At 39.0% G+C, this 25,440-nt stretch carries 23 protein-coding genes; 20 read left to right on the plus strand and 3 right to left on the minus strand.

Features of this window, described 5'->3' with window-relative positions:
* The first annotated feature begins 180 nt into the window (after positions 1-180).
* The 17 genes from ACXYMX_RS05060 to eutC (ACXYMX_RS05140) all read left to right on the plus strand — a co-directional run bounded on the left by ACXYMX_RS05060 (position 181) and on the right by eutC (ACXYMX_RS05140) (position 15,992).
* Entirely contained in the window at positions 181-1,629 is a 1,449-nt protein-coding gene (locus ACXYMX_RS05060; protein WP_459043142.1) for a sensor histidine kinase, read from the plus strand.
* Positions 1,604-2,176: an ANTAR domain-containing response regulator gene (locus tag ACXYMX_RS05065; RefSeq protein ID WP_459043143.1), complete on the plus strand. Its 573-nt coding sequence runs from the start codon at positions 1,604-1,606 to the stop codon at positions 2,174-2,176. The genes ACXYMX_RS05060 and ACXYMX_RS05065 overlap by 26 nt, the downstream gene beginning before the upstream one ends.
* 118 nt (positions 2,177-2,294) lie before the next feature.
* The gene (eutH, locus tag ACXYMX_RS05070; RefSeq protein WP_459043144.1) at positions 2,295-3,533 is read left to right on the plus strand and encodes an ethanolamine utilization protein EutH; all 1,239 of its coding nucleotides are present in this window, start codon (positions 2,295-2,297) and stop codon (positions 3,531-3,533) included.
* A gap of 131 nt (positions 3,534-3,664) precedes the next feature.
* Positions 3,665-4,006 carry a BMC domain-containing protein gene (locus tag ACXYMX_RS05075; protein WP_459043145.1) on the plus strand — a complete coding sequence of 114 codons (342 nt, stop codon included), beginning with the start codon at positions 3,665-3,667 and terminating at the stop codon, positions 4,004-4,006.
* A 12-nt stretch (positions 4,007-4,018) separates the two neighbouring features.
* Positions 4,019-4,513 (plus strand): EutP/PduV family microcompartment system protein, encoded by a 495-nt coding sequence (locus ACXYMX_RS05080; RefSeq protein ID WP_459043146.1) that lies wholly within the window; start codon positions 4,019-4,021, stop codon positions 4,511-4,513.
* A gap of 148 nt (positions 4,514-4,661) precedes the next feature.
* Positions 4,662-6,107, plus strand: a complete 1,446-nt coding sequence (locus ACXYMX_RS05085) for an ethanolamine ammonia-lyase reactivating factor EutA (protein WP_459043147.1) — start codon at positions 4,662-4,664, stop codon at positions 6,105-6,107.
* Between the two features lie 37 nt (positions 6,108-6,144).
* Positions 6,145-7,491 (plus strand): ethanolamine ammonia-lyase subunit EutB, encoded by a 1,347-nt coding sequence (locus tag ACXYMX_RS05090; protein WP_459043174.1) that lies wholly within the window; start codon positions 6,145-6,147, stop codon positions 7,489-7,491.
* 12 nt (positions 7,492-7,503) lie between these two features.
* Positions 7,504-8,472, plus strand: coding sequence for an ethanolamine ammonia-lyase subunit EutC (gene eutC / locus ACXYMX_RS05095; protein ID WP_459043175.1), 969 nt, complete (start codon positions 7,504-7,506; stop codon positions 8,470-8,472).
* A 51-nt stretch (positions 8,473-8,523) separates the two neighbouring features.
* On the plus strand, positions 8,524-9,177 hold the full coding sequence (gene eutL / locus ACXYMX_RS05100) for an ethanolamine utilization microcompartment protein EutL (protein ID WP_459043148.1): 654 nt from the start codon (positions 8,524-8,526) through the stop codon (positions 9,175-9,177).
* 34 nt (positions 9,178-9,211) lie between these two features.
* Positions 9,212-10,741, plus strand: a complete 1,530-nt coding sequence (locus ACXYMX_RS05105; RefSeq protein ID WP_459043149.1) for an aldehyde dehydrogenase family protein — start codon at positions 9,212-9,214, stop codon at positions 10,739-10,741.
* A gap of 19 nt (positions 10,742-10,760) precedes the next feature.
* The gene (gene eutM / locus ACXYMX_RS05110) at positions 10,761-11,054 is read left to right on the plus strand and encodes an ethanolamine utilization microcompartment protein EutM (protein WP_459043150.1); all 294 of its coding nucleotides are present in this window, start codon (positions 10,761-10,763) and stop codon (positions 11,052-11,054) included.
* Positions 11,055-11,159: 105 nt separating this feature from the next.
* Complete coding sequence (gene pduL, locus ACXYMX_RS05115) at positions 11,160-12,014, plus strand: phosphate propanoyltransferase (RefSeq protein ID WP_459043151.1); 855 nt, start codon at positions 11,160-11,162, stop codon at positions 12,012-12,014.
* Between the two features lie 12 nt (positions 12,015-12,026).
* Positions 12,027-12,338 (plus strand): EutN/CcmL family microcompartment protein, encoded by a 312-nt coding sequence (locus ACXYMX_RS05120; protein WP_459043152.1) that lies wholly within the window; start codon positions 12,027-12,029, stop codon positions 12,336-12,338.
* Complete coding sequence (locus ACXYMX_RS05125) at positions 12,313-12,642, plus strand: BMC domain-containing protein (protein ID WP_459043153.1); 330 nt, start codon at positions 12,313-12,315, stop codon at positions 12,640-12,642. Before ACXYMX_RS05120 ends, ACXYMX_RS05125 begins: the two co-directional genes overlap by 26 nt.
* A gap of 33 nt (positions 12,643-12,675) precedes the next feature.
* Positions 12,676-13,611: a malate dehydrogenase gene (gene mdh / locus ACXYMX_RS05130; protein WP_459043154.1), complete on the plus strand. Its 936-nt coding sequence runs from the start codon at positions 12,676-12,678 to the stop codon at positions 13,609-13,611.
* A gap of 129 nt (positions 13,612-13,740) precedes the next feature.
* Positions 13,741-15,102, plus strand: a complete 1,362-nt coding sequence (locus ACXYMX_RS05135; RefSeq protein WP_459043155.1) for an ethanolamine ammonia-lyase subunit EutB — start codon at positions 13,741-13,743, stop codon at positions 15,100-15,102.
* Positions 15,103-15,119: 17 nt separating this feature from the next.
* On the plus strand, positions 15,120-15,992 hold the full coding sequence (gene eutC / locus ACXYMX_RS05140) for an ethanolamine ammonia-lyase subunit EutC (RefSeq protein WP_459043156.1): 873 nt from the start codon (positions 15,120-15,122) through the stop codon (positions 15,990-15,992).
* Positions 15,993-16,180: 188 nt separating this feature from the next.
* Here the strand turns inward: eutC (ACXYMX_RS05140) and ACXYMX_RS05145 are convergent, their stop codons facing one another.
* Positions 16,181-18,277 (minus strand): putative bifunctional diguanylate cyclase/phosphodiesterase, encoded by a 2,097-nt coding sequence (locus ACXYMX_RS05145; RefSeq protein WP_459043157.1) that lies wholly within the window; start codon positions 18,275-18,277, stop codon positions 16,181-16,183.
* 11 nt (positions 18,278-18,288) lie between these two features.
* Positions 18,289-19,467: a beta-ketoacyl synthase N-terminal-like domain-containing protein gene (locus ACXYMX_RS05150; RefSeq protein ID WP_459043158.1), complete on the minus strand. Its 1,179-nt coding sequence runs from the start codon at positions 19,465-19,467 to the stop codon at positions 18,289-18,291.
* Between the two features lie 244 nt (positions 19,468-19,711).
* On the opposite strand from ACXYMX_RS05150, the gene ACXYMX_RS05155 reads away from it, so the two are divergent.
* From ACXYMX_RS05155 to ACXYMX_RS05165, 3 genes are all read left to right on the plus strand, one after another.
* Positions 19,712-21,760 (plus strand): DUF2339 domain-containing protein, encoded by a 2,049-nt coding sequence (locus tag ACXYMX_RS05155; protein WP_459043159.1) that lies wholly within the window; start codon positions 19,712-19,714, stop codon positions 21,758-21,760.
* Positions 21,761-22,157: 397 nt separating this feature from the next.
* Positions 22,158-22,754 carry a hypothetical protein gene (locus tag ACXYMX_RS05160; protein ID WP_459043160.1) on the plus strand — a complete coding sequence of 199 codons (597 nt, stop codon included), beginning with the start codon at positions 22,158-22,160 and terminating at the stop codon, positions 22,752-22,754.
* A 206-nt stretch (positions 22,755-22,960) separates the two neighbouring features.
* Complete coding sequence (locus ACXYMX_RS05165) at positions 22,961-24,157, plus strand: class I SAM-dependent rRNA methyltransferase (RefSeq protein WP_459043161.1); 1,197 nt, start codon at positions 22,961-22,963, stop codon at positions 24,155-24,157.
* Positions 24,158-24,886: 729 nt separating this feature from the next.
* Here ACXYMX_RS05165 and ACXYMX_RS05170 read toward each other — a convergent pair.
* Positions 24,887-25,440, minus strand: a 554-nt coding sequence (locus tag ACXYMX_RS05170) for a transposase (protein ID WP_459043162.1), incomplete at its 5' end; no start/stop codon positions are given.

Genomic DNA, 25,440 nt, shown 5'->3' on the forward strand with positions numbered 1-25,440 from the left:
AATGATTTAATTGGTAAAACCTCGAAATCTCTTAAGAGTAGATTCATCTTTCATTTCTCCATTCCATTTAAAATTTCCTTTCCCTTTTGGATTCGTTTCGCATTTTTTAGAAAAGTGTGATAAGATTTATTGTATATTTTAACGTTATACTGAAAGTGTGATGCATGAGTGAAGCACCTATTGAAAGTTCGACAACTATGTCAAGAATACACATTGCTAAATGAAGAAGAAATACAAACAATAGAAAGAACTGCAGAGCAACTTCAGTTAATTGCAGATATGACGAGTACGAATATTTTTATAGATTGCTTAGTGAAAGATTCCTTGAATGCAATTGTCGTTGCTGAAGCTTCACCAAGTTCAGGTGAATCTATTTATAACGATCCCTATGTCGGAACTATGGTTTACGAAGAGTTTGAACCAAGTGTTTTTTTGTCGTTTCGAACGGGAAAGAAACTATTTTTTAATAATGCTGTCACGCAAAATGGGAGACTTGTGCATCAAAGTGTTGTACCAATAAAGAATGACTCTGGTGTCGTAATTGCAACATTAATAAAAGAAGAACTTGAATTTGAAGATAAATTGATGACAGCAACGAAAAAGAATGCAAAAACTTCTAAAGCGCTTTTGTGGGAATTATATTTTGGAACCGACTTAGGGCGACCAGCACTTTCCGATATTTTAAAAGAGCACTTTATTCTCGTCGATTCTTCGCTTCGTATTGTCTATGCGAATCCTGCTGCTCAAAACTATTTTGCTGAAAAGTTTGGTGTTGAAGGTGGAATCGGAAAAAAAGTTACGAAGGTGATTCCGTTCATTTCACCTTTTATCGAGACAGAAAAAGATTTGGTATTAAAAGAAATTAAAGTAGGGAAAACCTTTTTGGAAGTTCGAAAAGTAGATATCTATCAAGATGACCATATGCATGGAATGCTCATTCTTCTTAGGGATATCACAGACTTGAGAATGAAAGAAAGAGAACTTGTTCTAAAGTCAGTAGCAATAAAAGAAATTCATCATCGAGTAAAAAACAACTTGCAAACGGTTGCAAGTTTATTGAATTTGCAAATTAGAAGAGGCGTTTCAAACGAAAGTAAAGGTTATTTAACGGATAGTTTAAATCGAGTGTTAAGTATTGCTTCGGTATATGAGATTATTTTGTCTGGGGATCATGCGGATGAAGACCAAGTAGACATCGTTCAATTATCCAATAAAATTGCAAGCATGCTTTTGCAAAATAATGCTACAGACAAAGCAATAGAGCTAGAAGTGAGCAATGAAGAAATTATTGAAAACTCTAAAAAAGCGGTCTCGATTGCACTTGTGGTAAACGAATTGGTGCAAAATTCTATTAATCATGCATTTTCTTATAGACAAACTGGATATATTCGAGTACAGTTTAAACAGCAAAGAAATCAAATTATATTAAAAGTTCGTGATAACGGATCCGGTTTTCAAAACGAAATGAAAAGTTCTCTTGGTTTGGATATTGTGAAGACGATCATTGAACACGATCTAACGGGGTCCTACACTATTGATTCATCATCGAATGGAACAATGGTGCTTGTGACATTTCCGAAGGAAGGAAAGGACTTTATAGACGATGAAAAAAAGAATATTAATCGTTGAAGATGAGTCTATTATTCGAATGGATCTTTCATCTATTTTCACTGCGAATGGCTACGAAGTCGTTGGGGAAGCAGGAGATGGTGAAAAAGCAATTGAATTAGCTTTTGAGTTGCAACCAGATTTAATTGTTATGGATATAAAAATGCCGAAGTTAGATGGACTTAAAGCATCTAAAATAATTTCTGGGAAATTAGATGTACCAATTATCTTGTTAACTGCGTATAGTCAAAAGGAATTCATCGAACAGGCAAAGCATGCAAACGTTGTGGCGTATTTAGTGAAACCGGTTTCAGAAGTGAATTTGATACCAGCAGTGGAAGTAGCTTTTCATCAAGCTGAGAAAATTCAAGAAATTCGTGATTCAGTCTCGGCGGCGAAAAATGAGTTGGAACAAAGGAAACTTGTTGAAAAAGCAAAAGGTTTACTGATGGAAAAAGAAGGTCTTTCTGAAGATGAAGCTTATCAAAAGATTCGGAGGACAAGTATGAATAAACACCAGTCTATGTTAAAGACGTCGCAAATCATTATTTCGGAAAGTGAGAAATAAGTTTGCATCTACAAGTGAATAGTATGGGAGCACAGATGCTTCGCGTTGGACTACTCAATCCAACGAGACGCATCTTTTTTTATATATCAATATAATAATTAATGGGGTGGAAACTGGAATGGAGAATATAGGTAATTACGTAGTTTATATTATTATGGTTTGTGCGGTTTTAGGTGCTTTTGGAGCAATCCGAAATCCGGAAGAAGGAATCGGAAAAGAATTTATGACTGGAATCCAAGCAGTCGGACATATTTTTGTACCAGCAGCAGGAATCATGGCATCTATTCCATACTTATCGCAATTTATTGATAAAGTTCTTGGGCCAATTTTTCGTACGATCGGAGCAGATCCAGCAATTGCTGCAACGACGATTTTGGCTTCAGACATGGGTGGATATCAACTTGCAAACGTATTAAAAGAGACACAAGACGGACTAGTTATGGCATTGATTGTTGGATTTATGTCGGGAGCGACAATAGTATTCTCAATTCCAATGGGTCTAGCAATGTTAGACAAGCGAGATCACAAGTTCATGGCACTAGGTATTATGGCTGGGGTTTTGACAATTCCAATCGGTGCGTTTATCGCAAGTGTGCTCACATTAGTTTTCAACACAAAAGTACGTGAAGTTATCGATACAACAAGTGCTTCCACATTAGAGTTTTCGTTGTCCATCGGCAAAATATTAGCGAACTTATCACCTTTATTTATATTTGTTATTGCAATTGCCGCAGGATTAAAATTTGCACCAAACTTAATGATCAGAGGTTTCATGATTTTTGGTCGTACAATGGATGCAGCGATTAAATTAGTACTAGTATTTTCTATCGTTGAAATTTTCACGGGTGTATTCTCGACAATGTTCGGAGCTTGGGGATTCGACCCAATTATGGCAGACGAAGCAGACCAATTCCGTGCACTTGAAACAGCCGGTTATATAGGGATTATGTTAGCAGGGGCTTTCCCGATGGTTTATTTACTACGTAAATATGCTTCAAGACCTTTGGAGGCAGCAGGAAGAAAGATTGGTTTGAACTCTACAGGGAGTGCGGGTATGTTGGCTACAATTGCTAACATTCTAGCGATGTTCCAACTTGTTCGTTACATGCGTCCAAAAGATAAAGTTATTAACATTGCTTTCGGAGTTTGTGCGGCTTTCCTATTGGGAGATCACTTATCATTCACAGCAAACTTCCAACCAACACTTATTTTACCGATCTTAATAGGTAAACTTTCAGCGGGACTTATTGCAGTTGGACTAGCTTATTGGTTATCTGTTCCTACAGCATTGAAACTTGAAGCAGAAGACAGAGCTAGTGGTGTAATTCGCGAAGGTGAATATTTAGACGAAAAATAAGAATTAAGTTTGAATAGGAACTTTGATCAGGACGCAACTACGCTTAGGCGAAGTTGCGTCCTGATTAGTTGACAAAGACGGTTACAAAAGGTGAAAATGGTCTATAAGCCAAATGACGGGAGCGGACAAAGATGAGTGAAGAGAAACAACGATTTATACAAGAGTTTGTACCAGGTAAACAAGTAACCCTTAGTCATATAATTGCCAACCCGGATGCGGATATGTTTGTCAAATTAGGTATTGAAGAAGTAGGCGCACTTGGGATATTAACGTTGACACCTAGTGAAACTGTAATCATTGCAGGAGACATTGCAACAAAAGCTTCAGGTGCACGAATAGGATTTTTAGACCGTTTCACAGGAAGTTTGGTTCTTGTAGGTTCTGTATCAGAGGTAGAGATGGCGATGCAAGAAGTAAATCGATTTTTGTCTACTTCATTAGGATTTTCGACGCCCTCTATTACGAAATCATAAGGAGTCGTTGACTTGAAAAACAGAGTCATGTTAATCGGATCGATTGGTGCAGGAAAATCGACACTTACGAATGCGTTGTTAGGTAAAGAAGTCAAGGCGATGAAAACACAAACTCTTGTTTATAAGGACTGGGTTGTGGACACGCCTGGAGAATATACAGAGAACCCAATGTTTTATAAAAATATAATGGCCACCTCTTTAGAAGTAACGCATGTTTTTTATATTCAAGACGCTACAGGAGATAAGTTAATCTTTCCTCCCGGTTTTAGTACAGGCATCTCTAAAATACCTGTAGGCGTAATTACGAAAGTAGATCACCCAAATGCGGATGTAGAGCTAGCGCTACATCGCTTAAAACAAGTAGTGGCAGGTGGACCCATTATTAAGACTTCTGCACTTACGGGGCAGGGGATACAAATACTTAGGGATTTAGTTTCCTGTTCAAACAAAAAAGAAGTGGAAAACTACATTGAAAAACATAATGAAGATCCCGCTATTTGCATGTGAAAACCTTTACATTAAGCAAAATTTACGTTATCTTTAAAGAGGATTCATTAAAAAAAGTATAGCATTTAGGCAATGGCGCCTCTTATTCACAGAACTCAGATTCTGCTTTATAGGGGCGTTTTTCCTTTTAGTGAGGTGGTGTAAGGATTTGAGAAGTTTACATTCTCATGAAGAAACGCTACTAAGTGCAGGCATAGACATAGGTACGAGTACGACGAAGCTTGTCATCAGTCGATTTACGTTGATGAATATGGCAGGAGGCATGCATGTTCCGAGAATTGAAATTGTGGATAAAGAAGTTCTTTATCGTAGTCCGATTTTCCGCACACCGCTTTTGTCACCAACAGTGATTGATTTACAAGAAGTCGTTGAAATCGTAAGCAGAGAATATGAAAAGGCGGGTGTTTCGCCCAAAGAAATTCAAACGGGTGCAGTTATAATAACTGGTGAAACAGCCACGAAGAAAAACGCAGAAGAAATGGTTCATCATTTATCCGATACTGCGGGAGAATTTTTAGTTGCTACAGCTGGACCGGATCTTGAAGGAATAATTGCGGCTAAGGGTTCTGGTGCTTTTGATTATGCGAAAAGAACCGATCGAATGGTCGCGAATGTAGATATTGGTGGCGGTACAGCTAACATAGCTGTTTACGATGGCGAAAAACTTGCGGGAACTGCAACTCTCCACGTAGGCGGTAGGTTGATCGAGTTTGAAATGGGTAAAGTGAAAAGTATTTCTCGACCAATTCAGCAATTATTGGAACGGAAAGGCTGGAATTTAAGCGTTGGAGATGACAAATCTTCGTCAACTGTAACTAGAGTAGTTTCGGAACTAACGAAGGCATTGGTTCGAACATTGTCGAAAAAAGATGCACCTGAAGACGATATTTTACTTTTAGGTCACAAACCAAATTGGACCAGGAATGTAGAAGTTGTATTTATTTCAGGCGGTATTTCAGAATGTATTTACAAGCATGAAGAACACTCTGACTCAGATGCTGTCTACGATGATATCGGAATGGAACTGGCGGCTGAACTGCGCAATGAGATGGACAAGAACCAGTTTGAATGGCGTGTTCCGGCAGAGACAGTTCGCGCAACCGTGTTAGGTGCAGGTACACAAACGACGAATATTAGTGGAGCTACGATTCAAGTGGATAGCAATGACTTGCCACAAAAGAATCTCCCGGTATTTGAAATTTCATTCGAAGATGACTTTACAGTGGGCCTGAATAAACTAAAGGTAAGTATGGACAAGGCTGTTGAGGTCTATGACCCTGGAAAAGAAGGCCAAAACTTTGTTCTCTATTTAACAAACTTACCCTATCTTCGATTTAAAGATATTCAACAAATGGCTAAAGAACTGCTAGAAGCTCGTTTATCAAAGCCTAATCCAGGACAACCTTTAATCATTGTGTTGCAAAGTGATCACGCGAAAGTATTAGGACAATCATTACAAGCGTTGGATAAGCAACAAAGCATCCTGTGTGTCGACCAAATTGAGGTAGAGCATGGGGATTATATGGATATTGGTCAGATTATGCAGTCAGGTGTTGTACCTGTTGTTATAAAAACGTTGACCTTTCATTCCTAAAGTAAGGGGGCACGACAAGTTGAACTTGAAAACAACCATGGGCGCAGAAACCTTTCAATTTAAAAATTTAAAGGAAGTATTCGCAAAAGCAAACGAAGAAAAATCGGGGGATCGCCTAGCTGGAATAGCAGCTGAAACGGTGCAGGAGCGAATTGCGGCAAAAACTGTCTTGAGTGATATTTTACTTTCGGACATCCGTAATAACCCTTTTTTAGATCCCGAAGAAGATGAAGTGTCATTTATTATTGAGAATGACATCAACGAACCGATATATAACAGCATGAAAAACTGGTCTGTTGCTGAGCTTCGTGAATTTATCTTAGATGATCGAAACGGCGATAGAGAATTAAAACGCATCAGTCGAGGTTTGACGAGTGAAATGATTGCAGCTGCAACTAAACTCATGTCCAATTTAGACCTTGTCCATGCGGCTGGGAAGATTGAAGTTTTATCGACATGTAATATTACGATTGGCCAAAAAGGAACGCTAGCTTCGAGACTTCAGCCAAACCACCCAACAGATAGTGTAGAAGGAATGCTCGCATCTTTACGAGATGGACTATCTTACGGTGTTGGTGACGCGGTTATTGGAATAAATCCAGTTGATGACTCAGTTGAGAGTGTAAAGAGATTGCTTGAAGCGAGTCATGATTTTATTAATACATGGGAAATCCCTACGCAAAACTGTGTACTTGCTCACGTAACTACGCAGATGAAGGCGATTGAGAGAGGTGCCCCTGCAGATATGATTTTCCAAAGTATCGCAGGAACACAAAAAGCAAACAGTTCATTTGGTATTTCAGCTCAACTTATCCAAGATGCTACGGATATGGCGAAAAATTACTGCACAAGTGCAGGTCCTAATCGTATGTACTTTGAAACAGGACAAGGATCTGAATTGTCAGCAGAAGCTCATTATGGTATTGACCAGGTAACACTTGAGTCACGTAACTATGGCTTTGCGCGTCATTATGATCCATACATCGTGAATACGGTAGTTGGATTTATCGGACCTGAGTACTTATATGATAGCAAACAAGTAACGCGAGCTGGTCTCGAAGATCACTTTATGGGGAAAATGCACTGTATCCCTATGGGAGTAGACATTTGTTACACAAACCATATTAAAGCCGATCAAAATGATAACGAAGACCTTGGTGTGTTATTGACAGCAGCGGGTGTAAACTTTATCATTGCAGCTCCTATGGGTGATGACTGTATGTTGAATTACCAATCGATGAGTTACCATGACATCGCAACATTAAGACATACGTTAGGCAAAGGCCCCGCTCCGGAATATGCTGAGTGGCTGGAGAAGATGGGGATTTTTGAAAATGGGCGATTAAGTGCTCGTGCAGGAGATCCGACAATTTTCACGGGATAGGAGGCGACTATGTTGAATGAAGAACTAATTGCATCGATTACGAAATTGGTTGTGGAGCGTTTAAATGATGATAAACAAACGAAACAACCAGAAGTTGCGTTGAGAGACAATAAATCTGTCGGTCAACCAATTATTGAACAACTGAACAAGACATCAAATGATTCCTTAATTTCGATTAAACCACTTGTAACGAAGGAAGTTAAAAGTGTACCGACATCGACATCTATAAGGAAACCCACTGCCCAGTCAGAAGATGCACTAGCAAAAAAAGAGCAGCAGCTTGAAGAAATGCGTAAGAAAACTCCTTCAAGAATTGCTGTCGGTCGAACGGGTACTGGGAGTCGACCTAGAACAGACACATGGCTCAAATTCAGATATGACCATGCAGCTGCTGTAGATGCTGTTTATGGTGAAGTAGATCCATCTATTTTGAAAAACCTGGATATTTTTTCTGTAGAAACGAGAGTAGCTGACAAAGAAGAATACATTCGCCGTCCAGATTACGGTCGAAAACTTTCTGACGAGTCGAAAAAAACCGTTTTAGAGCGCTGTGAAAAGTCTCCAACGGTTCAGATTGTTATTTCAAATGGATTGAGTGCCAGTGCGGTTGAGACAAATATTGAAGATGTGTATTTATCGTTAAAGCAATCGCTAAGCAACTTAAACATTCCAATTGGAACAACATTCTATGTAGATAAAGGCAGAGTCGCGCTAATGGATGAAATCGGTGATTTATTGACGCCGGACGTTGTAATCATCCTCATAGGTGAACGTCCAGGACTTGTAAGTGCTGATTCATTGAGTGCCTACTTATGTTATAAGCCTAGATCTGGTGCAATTGAAGCCGATCGAATGGTCGTTTCGAACATTCATAAAGGTGGAATCCCACCAGTTGAAGCAGGTGCTTACTTAGGAACGGTTATTCAAAAAGTATTGAAGTACGAGGCAAGTGGAGTAAAGCTTGTTGAAAAAGAAGGATAATCGAACCGAGAATTAGAAGCACCAATAATTTAAGGGAGGTTGATTGACGAAATGCAACTACCTAGAGTGAAAGCAGACTTGTTATCTGTGAAAATAATTCCGAATGTCGATGCGGGATTGGCTGAGAAATACAACCTTAAAAAAGAACATCGTAGCATTGGCATGTTTACATCGACGATTGATGATATTGGTTACACTGCTTTGGATGAAGCAACGAAGTATGCAGACGTCGAAGTTGTGTATGCAAAATCTTTCTACGCGGGTTCGGGTCATCCATCAGGCCCGTTGTCTGGTGAATTTATTGGTGTTATTGCAGGTCCTACACCAGAGCAAGTGCGAAGTGGGCTTGAAGCTATAGAAACAATGGTTGATTCTGGTGCACATTTTGAAGCGTTAAATGACGATGCAAGTCATGTATTGTATGCACATGTCGTTTCTCGTACTGGAAGTTATTTATCAGAACTTGCAGGTGTGAAAGAGGGAGACGCTATCGCTTATCTCATTGCACCGCCAATTGAATCCATTGTAGGCTTGGATGCGGCTTTAAAAGCTGCAGACGTAGATATAAAGGTACTGTTTGAACCCCCTTCGGAAACAAACTTTGGAGGCGGACTCTTAACAGGTAGCCAGTCTGCATGCCAAGCAGCAGCGGATGCATTTAGGGATGCAATCATCGAATTAGTTAAAAACCCATTACGTTATTAAATAAATTAGTAACTTCTTAAAGGAGCGTGATACTATGTCTGCAATCGCTGATAAAGACTTACTAGCACTTCAGGAAATGAGAAATGCAGTAAGGAAAGCGAAAGACGCACAACTTCAATATATGTCTTTTTCGCAAGAACAAGTAGATAAGATTGTAAAAGCAGTCGCTGATGCAGCGTATGCAAAGTCTTATGATCTTGCTGTCTTAGCTGTTGAAGAAACAGGAATGGGCGTCGTCGAACATAAAAAGATCAAGAATGATGTAGGTTCTAAAGATGTATATGAATCGATTAAAGATCTTAAAACTGTCGGCATCATTTCAGAAGATAAAGAAAAAGGTTTAGTTGAAATTGCAGCTCCATTTGGAGTTGTTGCAGCAATTATTCCTACAACAAATCCAACGTCAACGGCATTCTTTAAAACCTTAATTGCGCTTAAAACACGAAATGCGATTGTTGTGAGTCCTCACCCTTATGCGGTGAAGTGTACGACTGAAGCATTGAAAGTCTGTGAAAAGGCAGCAATTGAAGCAGGAGCACCTGAAGGGTTAATTGGTTGGTTGTCACTCGCATCAATGGAAGCGACACAAGCTTTAATGACGCATAAGGATACCAATTTAATACTTGCAACAGGTGGCGGAGCGCTAGTCAAGGCTGCGTATAGCTCAGGTAAACCAGCTTATGGTGTTGGTCCTGGTAACGTACCTGTTTATATTGAGAAGACAGCTAAAATTGAAAAGTCAGTAGCGATGGTTGTAGATAGTAAATCATTCGACTACGGAACAATTTGCGCAACAGAACAAGCAATGGTCGTAGACAAAAATGTTTACTCAATGGTTGTCCGTGAGTTAAAAAACAATGGTGCTTACATCCTGAACGCTGAAGAAAAGAAACGTATGGAAAAAGTTATTTCACCAGTCCCAGGAAAAGTTAACCCGAAAATTGTCGGTAGAAGCCCAGCACTTATTGCAGAACTTGCTGGAATTGAAATAGATGACTCTATCCGAATCTTTGTTGCTGAAGAAACCGAAATTGGTAAACATATTCCGTTTTCATTGGAGAAACTTTCACCAATTTTCGCGATGTATAAAGCACAAGATACAGCTGATGCAAAACAAATTTGTAGCGATTTACTTGACTTGGGTGGCCGTGGTCACAGTTTGTCAATCCATACGGAAGATGACAACATAGCTCGTGAGTTCTCTCTTGACTTACCTGTTTCAAGAATCATGGTAAACACGTTATCATCGATTGGTGCGGTTGGTGGCACAACAGCCCTCGCTCCATCATTGACGCTTGGATGTGGAACATTTGGTGGGAATATTACATCAGACAACGTTACAGCGAAGCATTTACTTAATATCAAACGAATGGCGTATGGTATTAAGGAAGTATCGATACCGAAAAAAGGGTCGATGCCAGCACCAGAAAAACGCGAGGCGCCTCAAGACGACACAAGTGCAATTGTGAAAAGTGTTGTTGAATCCATGGGGAAAAGCGGCGAAGTAGATGTAGACGAAGTATCAAAATTGGTTTCACAAGTATTAAAACAATATAAAAACTAACTAATTGGAGGAATATATTATGGCTAGAGAAATGTCAGCACTAGGAATGATTGAAACAAAAGGTTTGGTAGGTTCGATTGAAGCAGCAGACGCAATGGTGAAAGCAGCTAGCGTTAATTTGGTAGGTAAAGTTCACGTAGGTGGAGGAATTGTAACTGTAATGGTACGCGGAGATGTTGGTGCTGTAAAAGCGGCAACTGAAGCAGGAGCAGCAGCAGCACAACGTGTAGGAGAACTAATTTCAGTTCACGTAATTCCACGTCCTCACAACGAAATTGAATCAATTCTTCCACAACTTTCAGATAATAAGTAATCAATATGGTGCGTTATCGCAAGTCTTGAAGTGACATAATTTGTTCATTTTAAGGCTTGTTGTTTACGCCAATGAAATTATGTAAGGAAAGAGGGGTGAACCGTTATGGATCCACAGTGGATACAGTCAATTGTGGAAGAGGTACTTCAGCAAGTGAATAAAAAAGGTTCGACGTTGAAGCCGTCCGAGGTTCCCATCGCAGTCTCAGCGCGTCATGTTCATTTATCGGAACATGACCTTGCTGTTTTATTCGGACCTTCACATGGACTAACAAAACTGAAGGAACTCTCTCAGCCGAATCAGTTTGCGGCGGAAGAAACAGTGACGGTGGCAGGACCTAAAGGCTCTATTAGTAGAGTGAGGGTGCTTGGTCCAGCTAGAAATCTAACTCAAGTAGAAGTGAGTCAAACAGATGCGTTTGCATTGGGGCTTAAGCCACCACTTCGTCAATCAGGTAATATAGAAGGGTCTTCACCAGTTACAATTATTGGGCCTAAAGGCAGTTTGTATTTGGAGGAAGGGCTCATTATTGCTCAATCTCATATTCATATGTCGCCAAGTGATGCAGAAGGATTTGGAGTTTCAAATGGTCAATATGTACAGGTGAAAGCAGAAACAGAACGTCCAATGACATTTGATCGCGTTCTTGTTCGAGTTTCTTCATCGTATCGATTGGAAATGCATATTGATACAGACGAAGCAAATGCTGGTTTTATTAGAACAGGACAGGCAGGTAGACTTATTGTAGAAGGGCAACCAGCCACAACACATGTATCTCAACCTGTAGCAGCTACACCGCAAGTATCGAGCAGTACATTTGAAGGCAAGCTGTTAACTCAGCTAGACGTCGAAAACAGTACGGGCTCTATTATTCGCGTTCGAAAATCAACGATTGTAACGCCTTTGGCGAAGGATAGAAGTAGAGATTTAAATAAGAAAATAGAAACGATTGATGGATAAGGCGGTGATGTTATGCAACTCGGTAAAGTAACAGGCAATGTATGGGCAACTAGAAAAGAAGACGGACTTATAGGGTTAACTTTGTTATTTGTTCAGCCTATTTATCCTGATGGAACAGAGATTCATTCTCCAATCATTGCAGCCGATCGTATTGGTGCAGGAATTGGTGATCAGGTCATTGTTACTGAAGGAAGTTCGGCTCGTTTTATTGCGCCTGGCAATTCTATTCCAATAGATGCTGTCATCATCGGTATTGTCGATTCGACAGAAGTCCAATCAGATAGAAAGGGTGAGTCAGATGGTGAGAGCCGTAGGGATGATTGAAACCCGTGGATTGATCGGGTCTATTGAAGCAGCAGACGCAATGTTGAAAGCTGCAAATGTGGAACTCGTTAATCAGGAAAAAATAGATGGTGCTCTCGTTACAGTATTTGTAGAGGGAGACGTCGGCGCTGTGCAAGCAGCAGTAGATGCTGGAAAGTTAGCAGCAGCTAGAGTTGGCGAACTTGTCTCGGCACACGTGATTCCACGTGCAGATGTAGAGACGTACGGTATGATTAAAAAACCGAAAAAGGTAGAACCGGAAAAAGTACCAGTAAAAGCCCCGGTTAAAAAAGAAAAGAAATAAATCTAAAGCAGTACAATGTGGAGGAGGATAACAATGGCGTTTACTCGACCTAAAATTGCTGTTATAGGAGCCGGATTTACAGGTGCAACAACAGCATTAATGTTAGCTCAAAAAGAGCTAGGTGACATCGTACTATTAGATATCCCTGAACAAGAAAACCCGACAAAAGGAAAAGCACTTGATTTACTTCAAACCGGTCCTGTTCAAAGATTCAATTCTAAAATTGAAGGCACTTCTAATTACGAAGATATTGCAGATGCAGATATGGTTATCATTACTGCAGGCATCGCAAGAAAGCCAGGTATGAGTCGTGATGATTTAGTTTCGACGAATGCTGGAATTATGCGTGCGATTTCTGAAAAAGTCGCTCAGTATGCACCGAATAGTTACATTCTCGTACTAAGTAATCCAGTGGATGCAATGACGTATGTTTGCTATAAAACGACTAAGTTCCCTAAAAACCGTGTAATTGGGCAATCAGGAGTTCTTGATACAGCTCGATTCAACACGTTTGTTGCACAAGAGTTGAATATTTCTGTAGAAGATATTTCAGGTTTTGTATTAGGTGGACACGGTGACGAAATGGTACCGTTGATTCGTTATTCATACGCAGGAGGAATTCCCCTAGAACGCTTGATTCCGTCAGATCGCTTAGAGGCAATTGTTGAACGTACTCGAAAAGGCGGCGGAGAAATCGTTAACCTTTTAGGGAATGGTAGTGCGTATTATGCACCGGCAGCATCTCTTGTAGAAATGGCCGATGCGATAATAAACGACAAGAAACGCATTCTTCCTTCAATCGCTTACCTTGAAGGGGAATATGGGTACTCTGATTTGTACTTAGGTGTACCAACGATTCTTGGAGGTAACGGTATTGAAAGTATTATTGAATTGCCGTTAACTACTGAAGAGAAAACAGCGCTTGACCATTCGGTTGAAACCGTTAAAGATGTTATGAAATTATTGTAATAAAATGTACTTCGTCTAACAAATCTAGTTGTTGCAAAACAGATTTGTTGGACTTTTTTTATCTACTTTTAGGATTTATAAGAAAATCTAAAAGTAGTCGATCAATAGAAATATAAGGATGTGTAGTCTGTGAAATTATCAGCTCAAATTAAAGGAGAGTCCTTCCAATTTAAATCACTTATAGATGTATTGGCAAAAGCCAGTGAAGAAAAGTCTGGCGATCGTATGTCAAAAGTAGCTGCTGAGACTTCTTTGGAAAGAGTAGCTGCAAAATACGTTTTAAGTGAAATTACGTTAAAAGATATTTATGAGAACCCTGTCCTTCCCTATGAACAAGATGAAGTGACTCGCGTTATTTATGATCAAGTAAACGAAACGATTTACAATGAAATTTCCCATTGGACAGTCGGTTATTTGAGAGAATATATTTTGTCTCATTCATCTTCTGAAGAGGACTTGAAAAGAATGAGTCGCGGTTTAACAAGTGAAATGATTTCTGGCGTTGCAAAACTAATGTCCAGTTTGGACTTAGTCATTGCCTCGCAGAAAATAAGATACGAAGCACACTGCAACACGACAATTGGAGAACGTGGAAGACTAGCCTTCAGGTGTCAACCCAACCATCCAATTGACAACGTAGACGGTATTCTTGCATCGCTAAAAGAAGGATTGTCTTACGGTTCAGGGGATGCAGTAATAGGTATTAATCCAAATAATGATTCAGTTGAATCAGTTACTAGGCTATTGAACTTATCCAATGACTTCATGCAGAAATGGGAAATTCCAACTCAAAACTGTGTACTTGCACATATTTCTACTCAGCTTGAGTCACTTAATCGTGGTGCACCGATTGGATTAATGTTCCAAAGTCTTGCTGGTACAGAAACTGCGAACAAAGACTTTGGGGTAAATGTTTCACTTTTAGATGAAGCATATGATGCGATGATGAAAAGAGGAACGTCAGCAGGACCAAACGTAATGTACTTTGAGACAGGTCAAGGATCTGAAGTATCACTTGATGCGGATCATGGTATAGATATGCAAACATTAGAATCGAGAACGTATGGATATGCACGTAAATGGAAACCATTTATGGTGAATAATGTATCCGGATTCATTGGCCCGGAGACTCTGTTTAATGGTCGCCAAATGATTCGCGCTGATTTAGAGGATCTATTTATGGGGAAATTAAACGGTTTGCCTATGGGGATTGCACCTACGTATACAAATCATATGGAATCGGATCAAAACGACCAGGAGATTGCAGGGATGCTCACAGCAGTAGGTGGGGCCAACTTCTACATGGGCGTTCCAGGGGGCGATGATGTGATGCTGAGCTATCAGGACACGAGCTTCCATGATGATGCCAGCTTAAGAGAATTACTTGGTCTAAGACCATTGCGTGAATTTGAAAAATGGCTCGAAAAAATGGAGATTATGGAAAATGGACGACTCACTGCCCGTGCAGGCGACTTATCGATCTTTTCCTAATTGAAAGGAGCATATCTGTGAATATTGAACAAGTTGTAAGAGAAGTTGTTGAGAAGATAATGAAAGAGCAGACGGGAAAGAATTCGAATGCGAGTTCGATAACGAATCCAACCGAGAGCGGGACTCTGATTTATTCAAGAGAAAAAGTAGTTGAAGTTGATAATCCTGTCAACGCGAAAGTGATTGCAGATGCGCAGAAAATAACCCCCGCTCGAATCGGAATTGGTCGAGCAGGCACACGAATGAAAACAAAAAGCTATCTTGATTTTAGGTTGGATCACGCAGCCGCACAAGACGCTGTTCGTAAAGAAGCATCGGAAGAATTTCTTGCAGAACTAGGCCTACCCCAATTGAAAACAGTTTCTAAATCGTTGGATGAATATTTGATGAACCTCGATTCTGGAAGATACCTAAGTGAAGAATCTGCAGATTGGCTTAAGAAGAACGGGGACAAGGGCAAGCAAGTCCAAATCATTGTTTCAGACGGCTTAAGTACAACGGGCATGGAAGAGAACATTCCTGATTTACTCTCATCCCTTCAACAAGGACTTAGCTTAAAAGGAATTTCAATGGGACAACCAATATACGTTAACCGTAGCCGTGTGTGGGTACAAGACCATGTAGCATCAATAGTTGATTGTGACTTAGTGATTTCATTGATTGGTGAGCGACCAGGCTTAGCTACTTCGAAAAGTTTGAGCGCGTACTTTATTTACAAACCAGGTGCTGAATCTGTTGAATCAGATCGTACGGTCATATCGAATATTCACCAAGGTGGTATGCCTCCAGTTGAGGCCGGTGCTTATTTGTCAGATATTATTGAGGATATGCTGAAGAGAAAAGCAAGTGGTGTGAAGTATACGAAAATGGTGAATGATAGTAAGAAGTGAACTGAATAATGTGTAGTGATGGAATCCTTCTGGACCTTTTTTGGTCTGGGGGGATTTTTTTATCGTTATAGTTCACATATGTGTTGTTTCTGTTAATAGGATTACCGAATGCATAAATTTAAAAAGCCCCTACCTCTTACTTAGCAAGGGGTAGGGGCTTTAACAAGAATAGATAAGTACACGAAACCTTACGCGTCAGTTGAATTCGGAAGGATAGATTTAGCTGCTTTGATTGCGCTAAAATTACCCTCTTTCAAATAATTCTTTTCAAATTCCAATGCAGGTACAGGGCGTCCAATATAGTAACCTTGTACATATTGAACGTTGCGATTGTTCAGAAGTCTTAAGTCTGAATCTGTTTCAACACCCTCTGCAACGACATCCAAATTAAAGTGTGTAGCAATTGATAAAATACTTTCGACGATTACTTTGTTTTCTTCATTGGCTGCCATATTTGTAATAAAGGACCGATCGATTTTCAAGACATCAACTGGATACCTTTTTAAGTAACTAAGTGAGGAATAACCTGTTCCAAAATCATCAATAGCAATACTTACGCCAAGATTCTTTAGCAGTTGAAGTTTTTCAATCGTTGAATTTATATCCTTAATGGCAATGCTTTCTGTGATTTCCAGCTCAAGATATTTTGGGTCTAACTGGGTTTCAGTTAAAGTATTTGAAACAGTTTCGACAAAAGTATTTAGGCTGAACTGTTTAATTGAAATATTTACGGCTATGGTTAATGGAGGATATCCTTCATTCTGCCATTTTTTGTTCTGTAGGCAGGCTTCTTTTAAAACCCATTCACTTATTGATAAAATTAAATTCGATTCTTCGGCTATTGGAATAAATTCACCTGGAGCAACTTTTCCAAACTCTTTATTATCCCATCTGAGGAGGGTTTCCATCCCTGAAATCATCTGGGTTTTCAGATTTAATTTGGGTTGAAAAAATAATTCGAATTCATTTTTTTCTAATGCAGTCTGCAATTGCTTTTCTATAAGGATAGACCGATGGAAGTTCCTAGAGATCTCAGGCGTGTAATACTGAATTCTATTTTGAATGCTTTCTTTTACAAAGTACATCGCGAAATCAGCATTTATCATTAATGTATTCGCATCGATTCCATCCTTAGGGTAGATGCTGATGCCCATGCTAGGTAAAATAGATACGTTATATTGTTCTACCTGAATAGGCTCATTAAAGATAGCCAAGATTGATTTTGCAATATTATCAATGCCCAATTCATTCTCTTTTTCAATAATTACCGTAAATTCGTCGCCCGCCAAACGATAAATACTTACTTGATTATTCGTTAATGTTGTGAGTTTCTTAAGTTTTTTTGATATTTCAAAGAGAAGTAAATCGCCGATATTATGTCCTAATGTATCGTTAATGTTCTTAAAACGATCTAGGTCCATGAAGATTATGGCTAATATTTCATCGTTATGTTTAGCCTCTTCAATTTTAAGTTCTAAATCTTCATTAAATAACCGACGATTAGGTAGCTCTGTTAATTCATCATGATAGGCCAAGTAGCGAATCTTCTTTTTTTGCTCTGTTAACGTAACGTTCATCCTAGTTACGGTAGCAATTTGCAACTTCATCGCTAATTTAAATATTGAAACTGCAAAGAAAATCACCGCAATGCCACTAGGGTAAAGTTTAGCTTCCGGTAGCATATTGAACGCCGCTATTCCATAACTGATTGTCCCAACGATTGTAAAAGAGCGTAAAAAGGACTTGAAATCACTGTTCTCTAACTGTGTCAGAAGGAATAAACAAGCCGTAAATCCAACAATTAGTAAACCGACATTTAAAGTGAATATCCAAGACAAAGAACCGTAGATAGGGAAAAGAAAACCTGAACCTCCTATAGTTTCGATGAAAACAAGTTCTTTCACTCCGCTAGAAGTCCATCCGATTAAATAAACGAATAGGCCCCATATATAAAGAGATACTAAGACGTATTTATTTACTACGAAACGCCATTTAGTTTCCAAACCGAAACTAAAATTATTTATTGCAATTGAATAAGCTAAATAGAAAAGCGTAGGAGTAAGCATAATGGGTCCAAAGCGAAGGAATCGAAAGAGAAAATCAACCGTTTCAGCTGATAAATAAATATGTGAATACAGTGTAGCTACATCGAACTGCCATACACTTCCGAAAAATAAAAAGAGAAGTAATGGGACGGTTAATTTTGTTTCCTTAATAATATTAATAATGAGTACCCCTATTAAAAGAGGGACGATTGCAAAAAATGATAAAATAATTAAATCCATAGGATCACTCCCTAATATTTTGAAACTAAAAGACATGTATTATTCCCGCTATTTCCATGAGTTGTTATTGCAACTTTATTGACGGGAACATATTTCGTTTCAAAGACAATCGGTAATGCTTCAAAACCTTTCCCTTGTGTATGTAAAGTAAGTGGAATAAAGTCATGTTCAATTGAAAGCAAAGCAGAAACGACCTGAATTGCGCCCATGGCACCGAAAGCATGTCCGAAAATCCCTTTAATTGATGTAATTGGAACAGCCTGACCAAATAGTCGCTGGTGCACAATCGATTCAATAGTGTCATTTGATTTAAGTCCTAAAGACTGACTGTTTACATAGGTGGGCATGTGACCATTTATAGCACTTTTTAGAGCCTTTAACATTGTATACCCTGTTTCGTCAGATTGGAACATTCCAAGGCCGTCATTATTCGAATGAATTCCTTCAAGAACTCCATAAATCGTTGCATCTCTTTCGATTGCATCGGATTCTCTTTCCAAAACTAATATGCCTGCACCTTCAGCCATGTCAAAGCCCGAATGATTGTCCGAAAAAGGGACACCGGTTTCTCCAATGCTTTTATTCAATGCGATTTGACGTAACTTACTAAATCCCCAAATCGACCATTGTTCTATTGTAGAATCTGCACCTCCAACAATACAGATATCTGTTTGACGACTTTCTAACAATAGTTTCCCGAGAGATATCGCATCGGAACTTGCGGCACATCCGGTAGTTATTGTTAAGACCTGACCTTTAATACCGGGGTGGGATGCAACGGCCGAAGTTACGGTATGAGGATCTGCTAAATTTAAGCCATGAATAGGGTATCGTCTAAAATCATCAGCTATTTTCGAGTTTTCCTGAATTTCTTTTATTCCCCCAGTAGATGTTCCAAGCACTACGGACATCCGGGTTGGATCCATTTCTCCTAATTGAGCCATTTCCATTGCGTCATCCACTGCACTAATTGAAAGTCGACTAACTCTTGGATACCGTTTAAAGTTTTTTCCATTAATCGTTAAAAGTTCGTCTTGAATGACTCCCGCCACGATATCTGCATCGTTCGGGCCTTTCCCTCTAAGTACGCTCATCGAACAAATCCCATTTTCGAGAGAGGTTCTAAATTCCTGTATATTAGTAATTCCAGGTGCCTTGACACCGTAGCCAGTAATTACAATCTTCCCCATAAATACACCTATATTCATTCTAGTATTTTGTCGAAAATTTGTATTATCTCTAAGTCTATTAAGCACCTATCAATCTTGTATTTCAACAAAAACCAACAAGAAATGAAAAGTATATTGGTAGGATAAGTCGAAAGTGAAAACTTTAAATATTAAATCTACTTTAACTATAGATTGTCTGGTAAAATTTACATTATCTATTCATCTAATACGTAATGACTATATCGATTATAAGGAGGGGATATATTTGCCGAGAGACTATGAGGATCTGATTAAAAGAATAGAAGTTTTGGAAGAAGAAGTGAGGCAATTAAAGCTTCAGCAATCTGCCATTCCTACTCCAAAGATTGAAAAAGAGAGAGCCTTTCGTCCGATAGAAGACGTTGTGGCAGTCAAACAACCAGTTGTACAAAGAGAGTTCGTACAAGAACCACCAAAACTACCGAAGAAGCAATTTGATTTTGAAAGAGCGCTTGGACTTTGGCTCCCGCGAGTATTTATGTTCATTTTACTCCTAGGTGTTTTATGGGGCTTGAAAGTCGGAATGGACAATGGGTATATTACGAATCTTTTGCGTACGGTCATGGGTTATGCTGGTACGGTTATCCTTTACTTTGTCGGCATGAATTATTTCAAAAATAAAAATAAATGGTTTGGATTGACGTTGTTAGGTGGACTCATTGCACTAGGAATACTGACGACATTTGCGGCGCATCATTTATATGGCTATTTAAGTTTTACGGTGGCATTTATAGTGGGCGTGGCCTACATTGCGTTGGGGTTAGTGCTTTCAGAAAGAACCAAGTCGGAAACGCTAACTTTATTCTCGGCTATTGGAGGATTTTTACTACCGTTTCTATTGGAAGGTGAAGGGGCGACTTCGCTTCAGTTCTGCGCGTATATTTTGTTGTTATTTTTCTCGCTATTTTATGTATCCCTTAGGCAAAAACATAAGTATACATTCTACGTGACTTTTTTATTGTTCCATATGACATTACTGGCATTTGGCGTGTTAGATGGTAAAGAAAGTGACAAGCCAATAATTGTAGGAACAGCTTTAATTCAACATGTGACGCTTCTTTTCTTTTATTTGAGAGGTAACATTTCACGACATGTATTTTCGGAGGCGCTTATTTATACGAATTTTGTGTTTGCGCTATTTTGGGTACAGGTGTTGGAAGCCAATCAAGGAACGATGTTGTATGCAGCTTTTGCTCTGTTGTATATTTTGATTGCACTTTACTCCTTTAGAAATCAAGACGAATTATTGCGTGGGGTATTCACGGCCGTGGCAATTTTTGCGATAAGTGCATTTGTCTTGTCCTTTGAAAGTGGACATATGGTTATCAAAATTGTATCGCTATTGATCAACGGAACGGTTGGTTTGTGGATAGGTTTACGCTATAAAACGAAGCGGATAGTCGTTACAAGCGCATTCATATATGTGCTTAGCTCTCTAGCAGTTATCTTTACACTAGACTTCAACCGTCTAGTATCTCTGGAGCTAATAGCATGGCTTGTTTTTCTAGGTACGATTATGTTTAATTATTATTCAATGTATCAATTTAGGCCTTCATTTATAAAAAGAAAAGAACTCGACCAAAGTCTTTTAGTTGGGCAAGTAATTTCACTTCTATTCATTATTCATGTAACGAATGTAATTCTTTTAGAAGTTGATATTGGTTATCTTACAGCTATGCATGTCTTCATTTTAGTTCTCATCGTGACACTTTCGGCCATGTATTTATTTCATAAATGGGATAAAGGGAAGTACCTTGTGCAAGGGGTTCTAGTGGAGTTTCTACTTATAGGTATAGGCATGATGTCGCTTGGATTGGTCGGATATTTTGGGGACGAGAACTTCTACTTTAATCTATTTGTTCAAGTCGTATATGTTCTTATTTTGAGCATCTTATTTTTTGCAATAAAGAACGAGCGATTCTATATCCCGTTGAAAGAAAAGCTATCCAAGATAGCGATAGGAATGCAACTAGTGTACTTTATTTATCTGAATAAGTGGTATTTCGCATTTGTTGCACATAATGAGTGGGATCTTGAATATATATATTTAGCGCATACATTTTTGTTGTTCGGCTTTTCATTTGTTTCAATTAGTATTGGTCGAAAAATGGCATGGAAGTTTGTGAGAATGGCTGGGATCTTACTTATTGTTATTTGTGTCTTAAAACTCTTTATTTTAGACTTAGGCAGTGTATCTATACTTATTCGTGCAATCCTGTTTACAATTGTTGGTATCGTTGGGTTGCTGTACTCAAGAACCTTATTAAAGGAATAAAAAAGTGAGTACACTATCATTCTTAATAAAACCTTAAGAAAAAATTCAAAGCTATTTCGCATATAATATGAGATAATAAATTAAATATTAGAGTGCTAGTAACCGTAGTTATAGGATTTGCGTTCAAAAAAACACATTAATTTGTTGATGAGAAATCAGATATCTAAGAGTCTTCAATTTTTTGAAAAACTCTTGAAACTTATAGACATGGTAATTCGTATGATAGATATAAGAAAATCGTTTGCAGTGTAGATGCTGAAAAGTCCAAAGATGTATGTCTAGGGTATTAGAAAACATCAAACTCTGATCGTGTTTTATGGACAGGGACGGAATTAGATTAGATAAAGCATCTACAGGGGGCACCGGCTCCCACTGAACGGGAAAGCAGGGGGTTGCCATGGGGAAAACTATTTATGTAGTACTTACGGATACAGGAACAGTTTTGTCGAAAATGATTGGCATGTATACAAAAAATGGATTGAACCATGCATCGATTGCCTTTGATGAAGATCTATCTGAAATGTATAGTTTTGGTAGAAAGTATCAGAGCAATCCTTTTATTGCAGGATTCATTAAAGAGAATGCAACGGAACGTATTTTTCAAGGAGCTAACTGTGCAATATATAGCTACCGAATCAGTGAGAATGAATTTGGACGAATTCGGAATAAAATTCGGCATATTGAAAAAAATAAAGAACAATATCGTTATAATTTTATAGGGTTATTTGGTATTGCGATGAATAAAGGAATCAGTCGGGAACGTGCCTTTTTCTGTTCGCAATTCGTTGCAACAATGATGAACGAAAGTGACAATTCGATGTTTACGGTTGTGCCAAGTCTAGTCCAACCGCGACACTTTACAGAGACAGCCTGCTTGAAAGAAGTATATGAAGGTGACTTACAGACATATTTGGATTTAAAAAGAGGGCAACAAGAACGCAGACCTGTTCACGTTAGTATGTGGAAATCTTTAGCGTTTCGTTTGTTAGCATAAAAAGAACGAATAGAATTACTTGTTGTCTAAACTCCAGCGCCTAGCTCCTAGGGGCACAAGCAAGTTTCGATGTAGTGGCTTGAAGTACACCACATCGCAAACTGACTTGTGCCTGTCGGGGAGGGACAAGCACTTACGCTTTCCTTGTTTTCGCTATTCTAAAGAAAACATGAGATAATGAAAAAAACAACGGAATGGATGACGAAATGACAAAAACAATTGATTTACTAGTAAATGCAAAAAGTATCTCGGATATTAAAAAAGGATATCCACTTATTTTGAAGGAATCTATCATGAACCCGGAACTACTCACAAAAGAAGGAAGTATCATTCGTTTAATTGACAGAGAACGTAGATTTGTCGCGAAAGGGTACTATGGTGAGCAAAATAAAGGGATCGGATGGGTATTGACAAGGAAAGAGGATGTCGAAATCGATTTCGATTTCTTTGAGTCTAGAATAGCAGCTGCACTTACCCGTCGTGAAGAACTTTTTGAGAACCCGAATACGACTGCTTTCCGTGTATTTAACGGAGAAGGCGACGGTATCGGTGGCTTAACAATTGATTATTTTGCTGGTTTCTTTTTGGTAAGTTGGTACAGTGAAGGAATTTATTCGCTTAAGCACCATGTGTATAGCGTATTTGATAAAATCATCAATTATAAAGGGATTTATGAAAAGAAACGTTTTGATACGAAAGGCCAATACATTGAACAAGATGATTTCGTCAAAGGAGAACAAGGCGACTTCCCAATCATTGTGAAAGAAAATGGCATGAACTTTGCGGTAAACTTGAATGACGGAGCAATGACTGGAATCTTCTTAGATCAACGCGACGTACGGAAATCGATTCGAGACAACTATGCAGAAGGTAAAAATGTATTGAACACATTTTCATATACAGGTGCATTTTCTGTTGCGGCGATGCTCGGTGGTGCCAAGAAAACGACGAGTGTCGATTTGGCGCAACGAAGCCTTGCGAAGACAATTGAGCAATTCAGTGTGAACGGTATTGATTATGAACAACAAGATATTAAAGTGATGGACGTCTTTGATTATTTCCGTTATGCAAAACGGCATGAATTAAAATTCGACCTTGTTGTCCTTGATCCACCAAGTTTTGCGCGTTCGAAGAAATATACATTCAGCTCATCGAAAGATTACCCAGCACTTCTTATGGATGCGATTGCGGTTACGGAGAAAAATGGGATTATCGTTGCATCAACGAACAACTCAAGCTTTGGAATGAAGAAGTTCAAGACATTTATTGAAACAGCATTTAAAGACGCTGGATCGAAATTTAAAATTCTTGAAGAGTCGTCCTTACCAAGGGATTTCCGTACAAACCGTGATTATCCTGAATTTAACTATTTAAAAGTCGTTATCTTGCAGAAAACTAAATAAGTAGCAGTTAAAACCGCACCGGTGTGAAATTGGTGCGGTTTTTTTGATTGGTTCAAGTATGGTGACTTGAGTTTATTCCCGTAACGTTGTCCGTTGTTCCCGTAGCGACGTTTTTATTCTCGTAACACCGCCAGTTGCTCCCGTAACGGTGGTTTTATTCCCGCAACGGATGACTTTGCTCCCGCAACGCGATTAGACGATGATTACGTCGATTTTGCCCAGTCATGAAGAGTGAAGAGCTGGATTTGTGTTTATTCCCGTAACGTTGTCCGTTGTTCCCGTAGCGACGTTTTTATTCTCGTAACACCGTCGGTTGCTCCCGTAACGGTGGTTTTATTCCCGCAACGGATGACTTTGCTCCCACAACGCAATTACGCGATAATTACGCCGGTTTTGTCCAGTTATTAAGTGTGAAGAGCTAGATTGGTGTTTATTCCCGCAACGCGGTCGGTTGTTCCCGTAGCGGTGGTTTTATTCTCGTAACGCCGCCAGTTGCTCCCGTAACGGTGGTTTTATTCCCGCAACGGACGACTTTGCTCCCACAACGCGATTACGCGAAAATTATGTCGATTTTTTCACCGGAAAGTTTGATTGAAACCTAAAAATCCATCACCTTCTCGGGAGGCCACTGAAAAACTTACGTTTTTTAATTTATAATGGTTTCGAAAATCAAAAAGGAGTCAATTCGTTCGATTTTGAACGAATTGACTCCTTTTCCTTTGATTGTTCTTACTCTTTGTCCTTCATTAACGTGATAATTCGCTTGAGATTGACGGCAAATATAGTCATAGCCCCTTGCATTTGCATACCAAAAAGACCCGCAGATGTGGCTACATCATACCCGTGTCTATGTTTTAATTCACTATTCTTCGCTTCAATTTTATAGCGTGATTTCGCCTTTTCTTTAAATTCATCGCTATCTTGAAACGCTTCTTGATCCTTGTGCTCAGTTGATTTAATCGTCACAGAATAAGTTTTACTTTTCGCCCCTTCTTTATAACATCCTTCACGAAGCGGACAAACCTTGCATTTATCAATATCAAAATAATAGGTATCTTGTTGATTTTTCCCTGTATCTTTCTTTCCCTGTCGCGCTTTTCGAGTCGCCATATGACCAGCTTTACAAACATACATCCCTGCATCTTTGTTAAATTCAAATTCATCTTCTTTTGTGCGCGTACCATGTGTGATGTGCGGATTTAATTTAGATACGAGTTCCAACTTATTTTCTTTTGCATAGTTAATATTATCTTTTCCAGAATAAGCCGTATCCCCAAGTACTG

The sequence above is a fragment of the Sporosarcina sp. CAU 1771 genome, assembly GCF_054482775.1.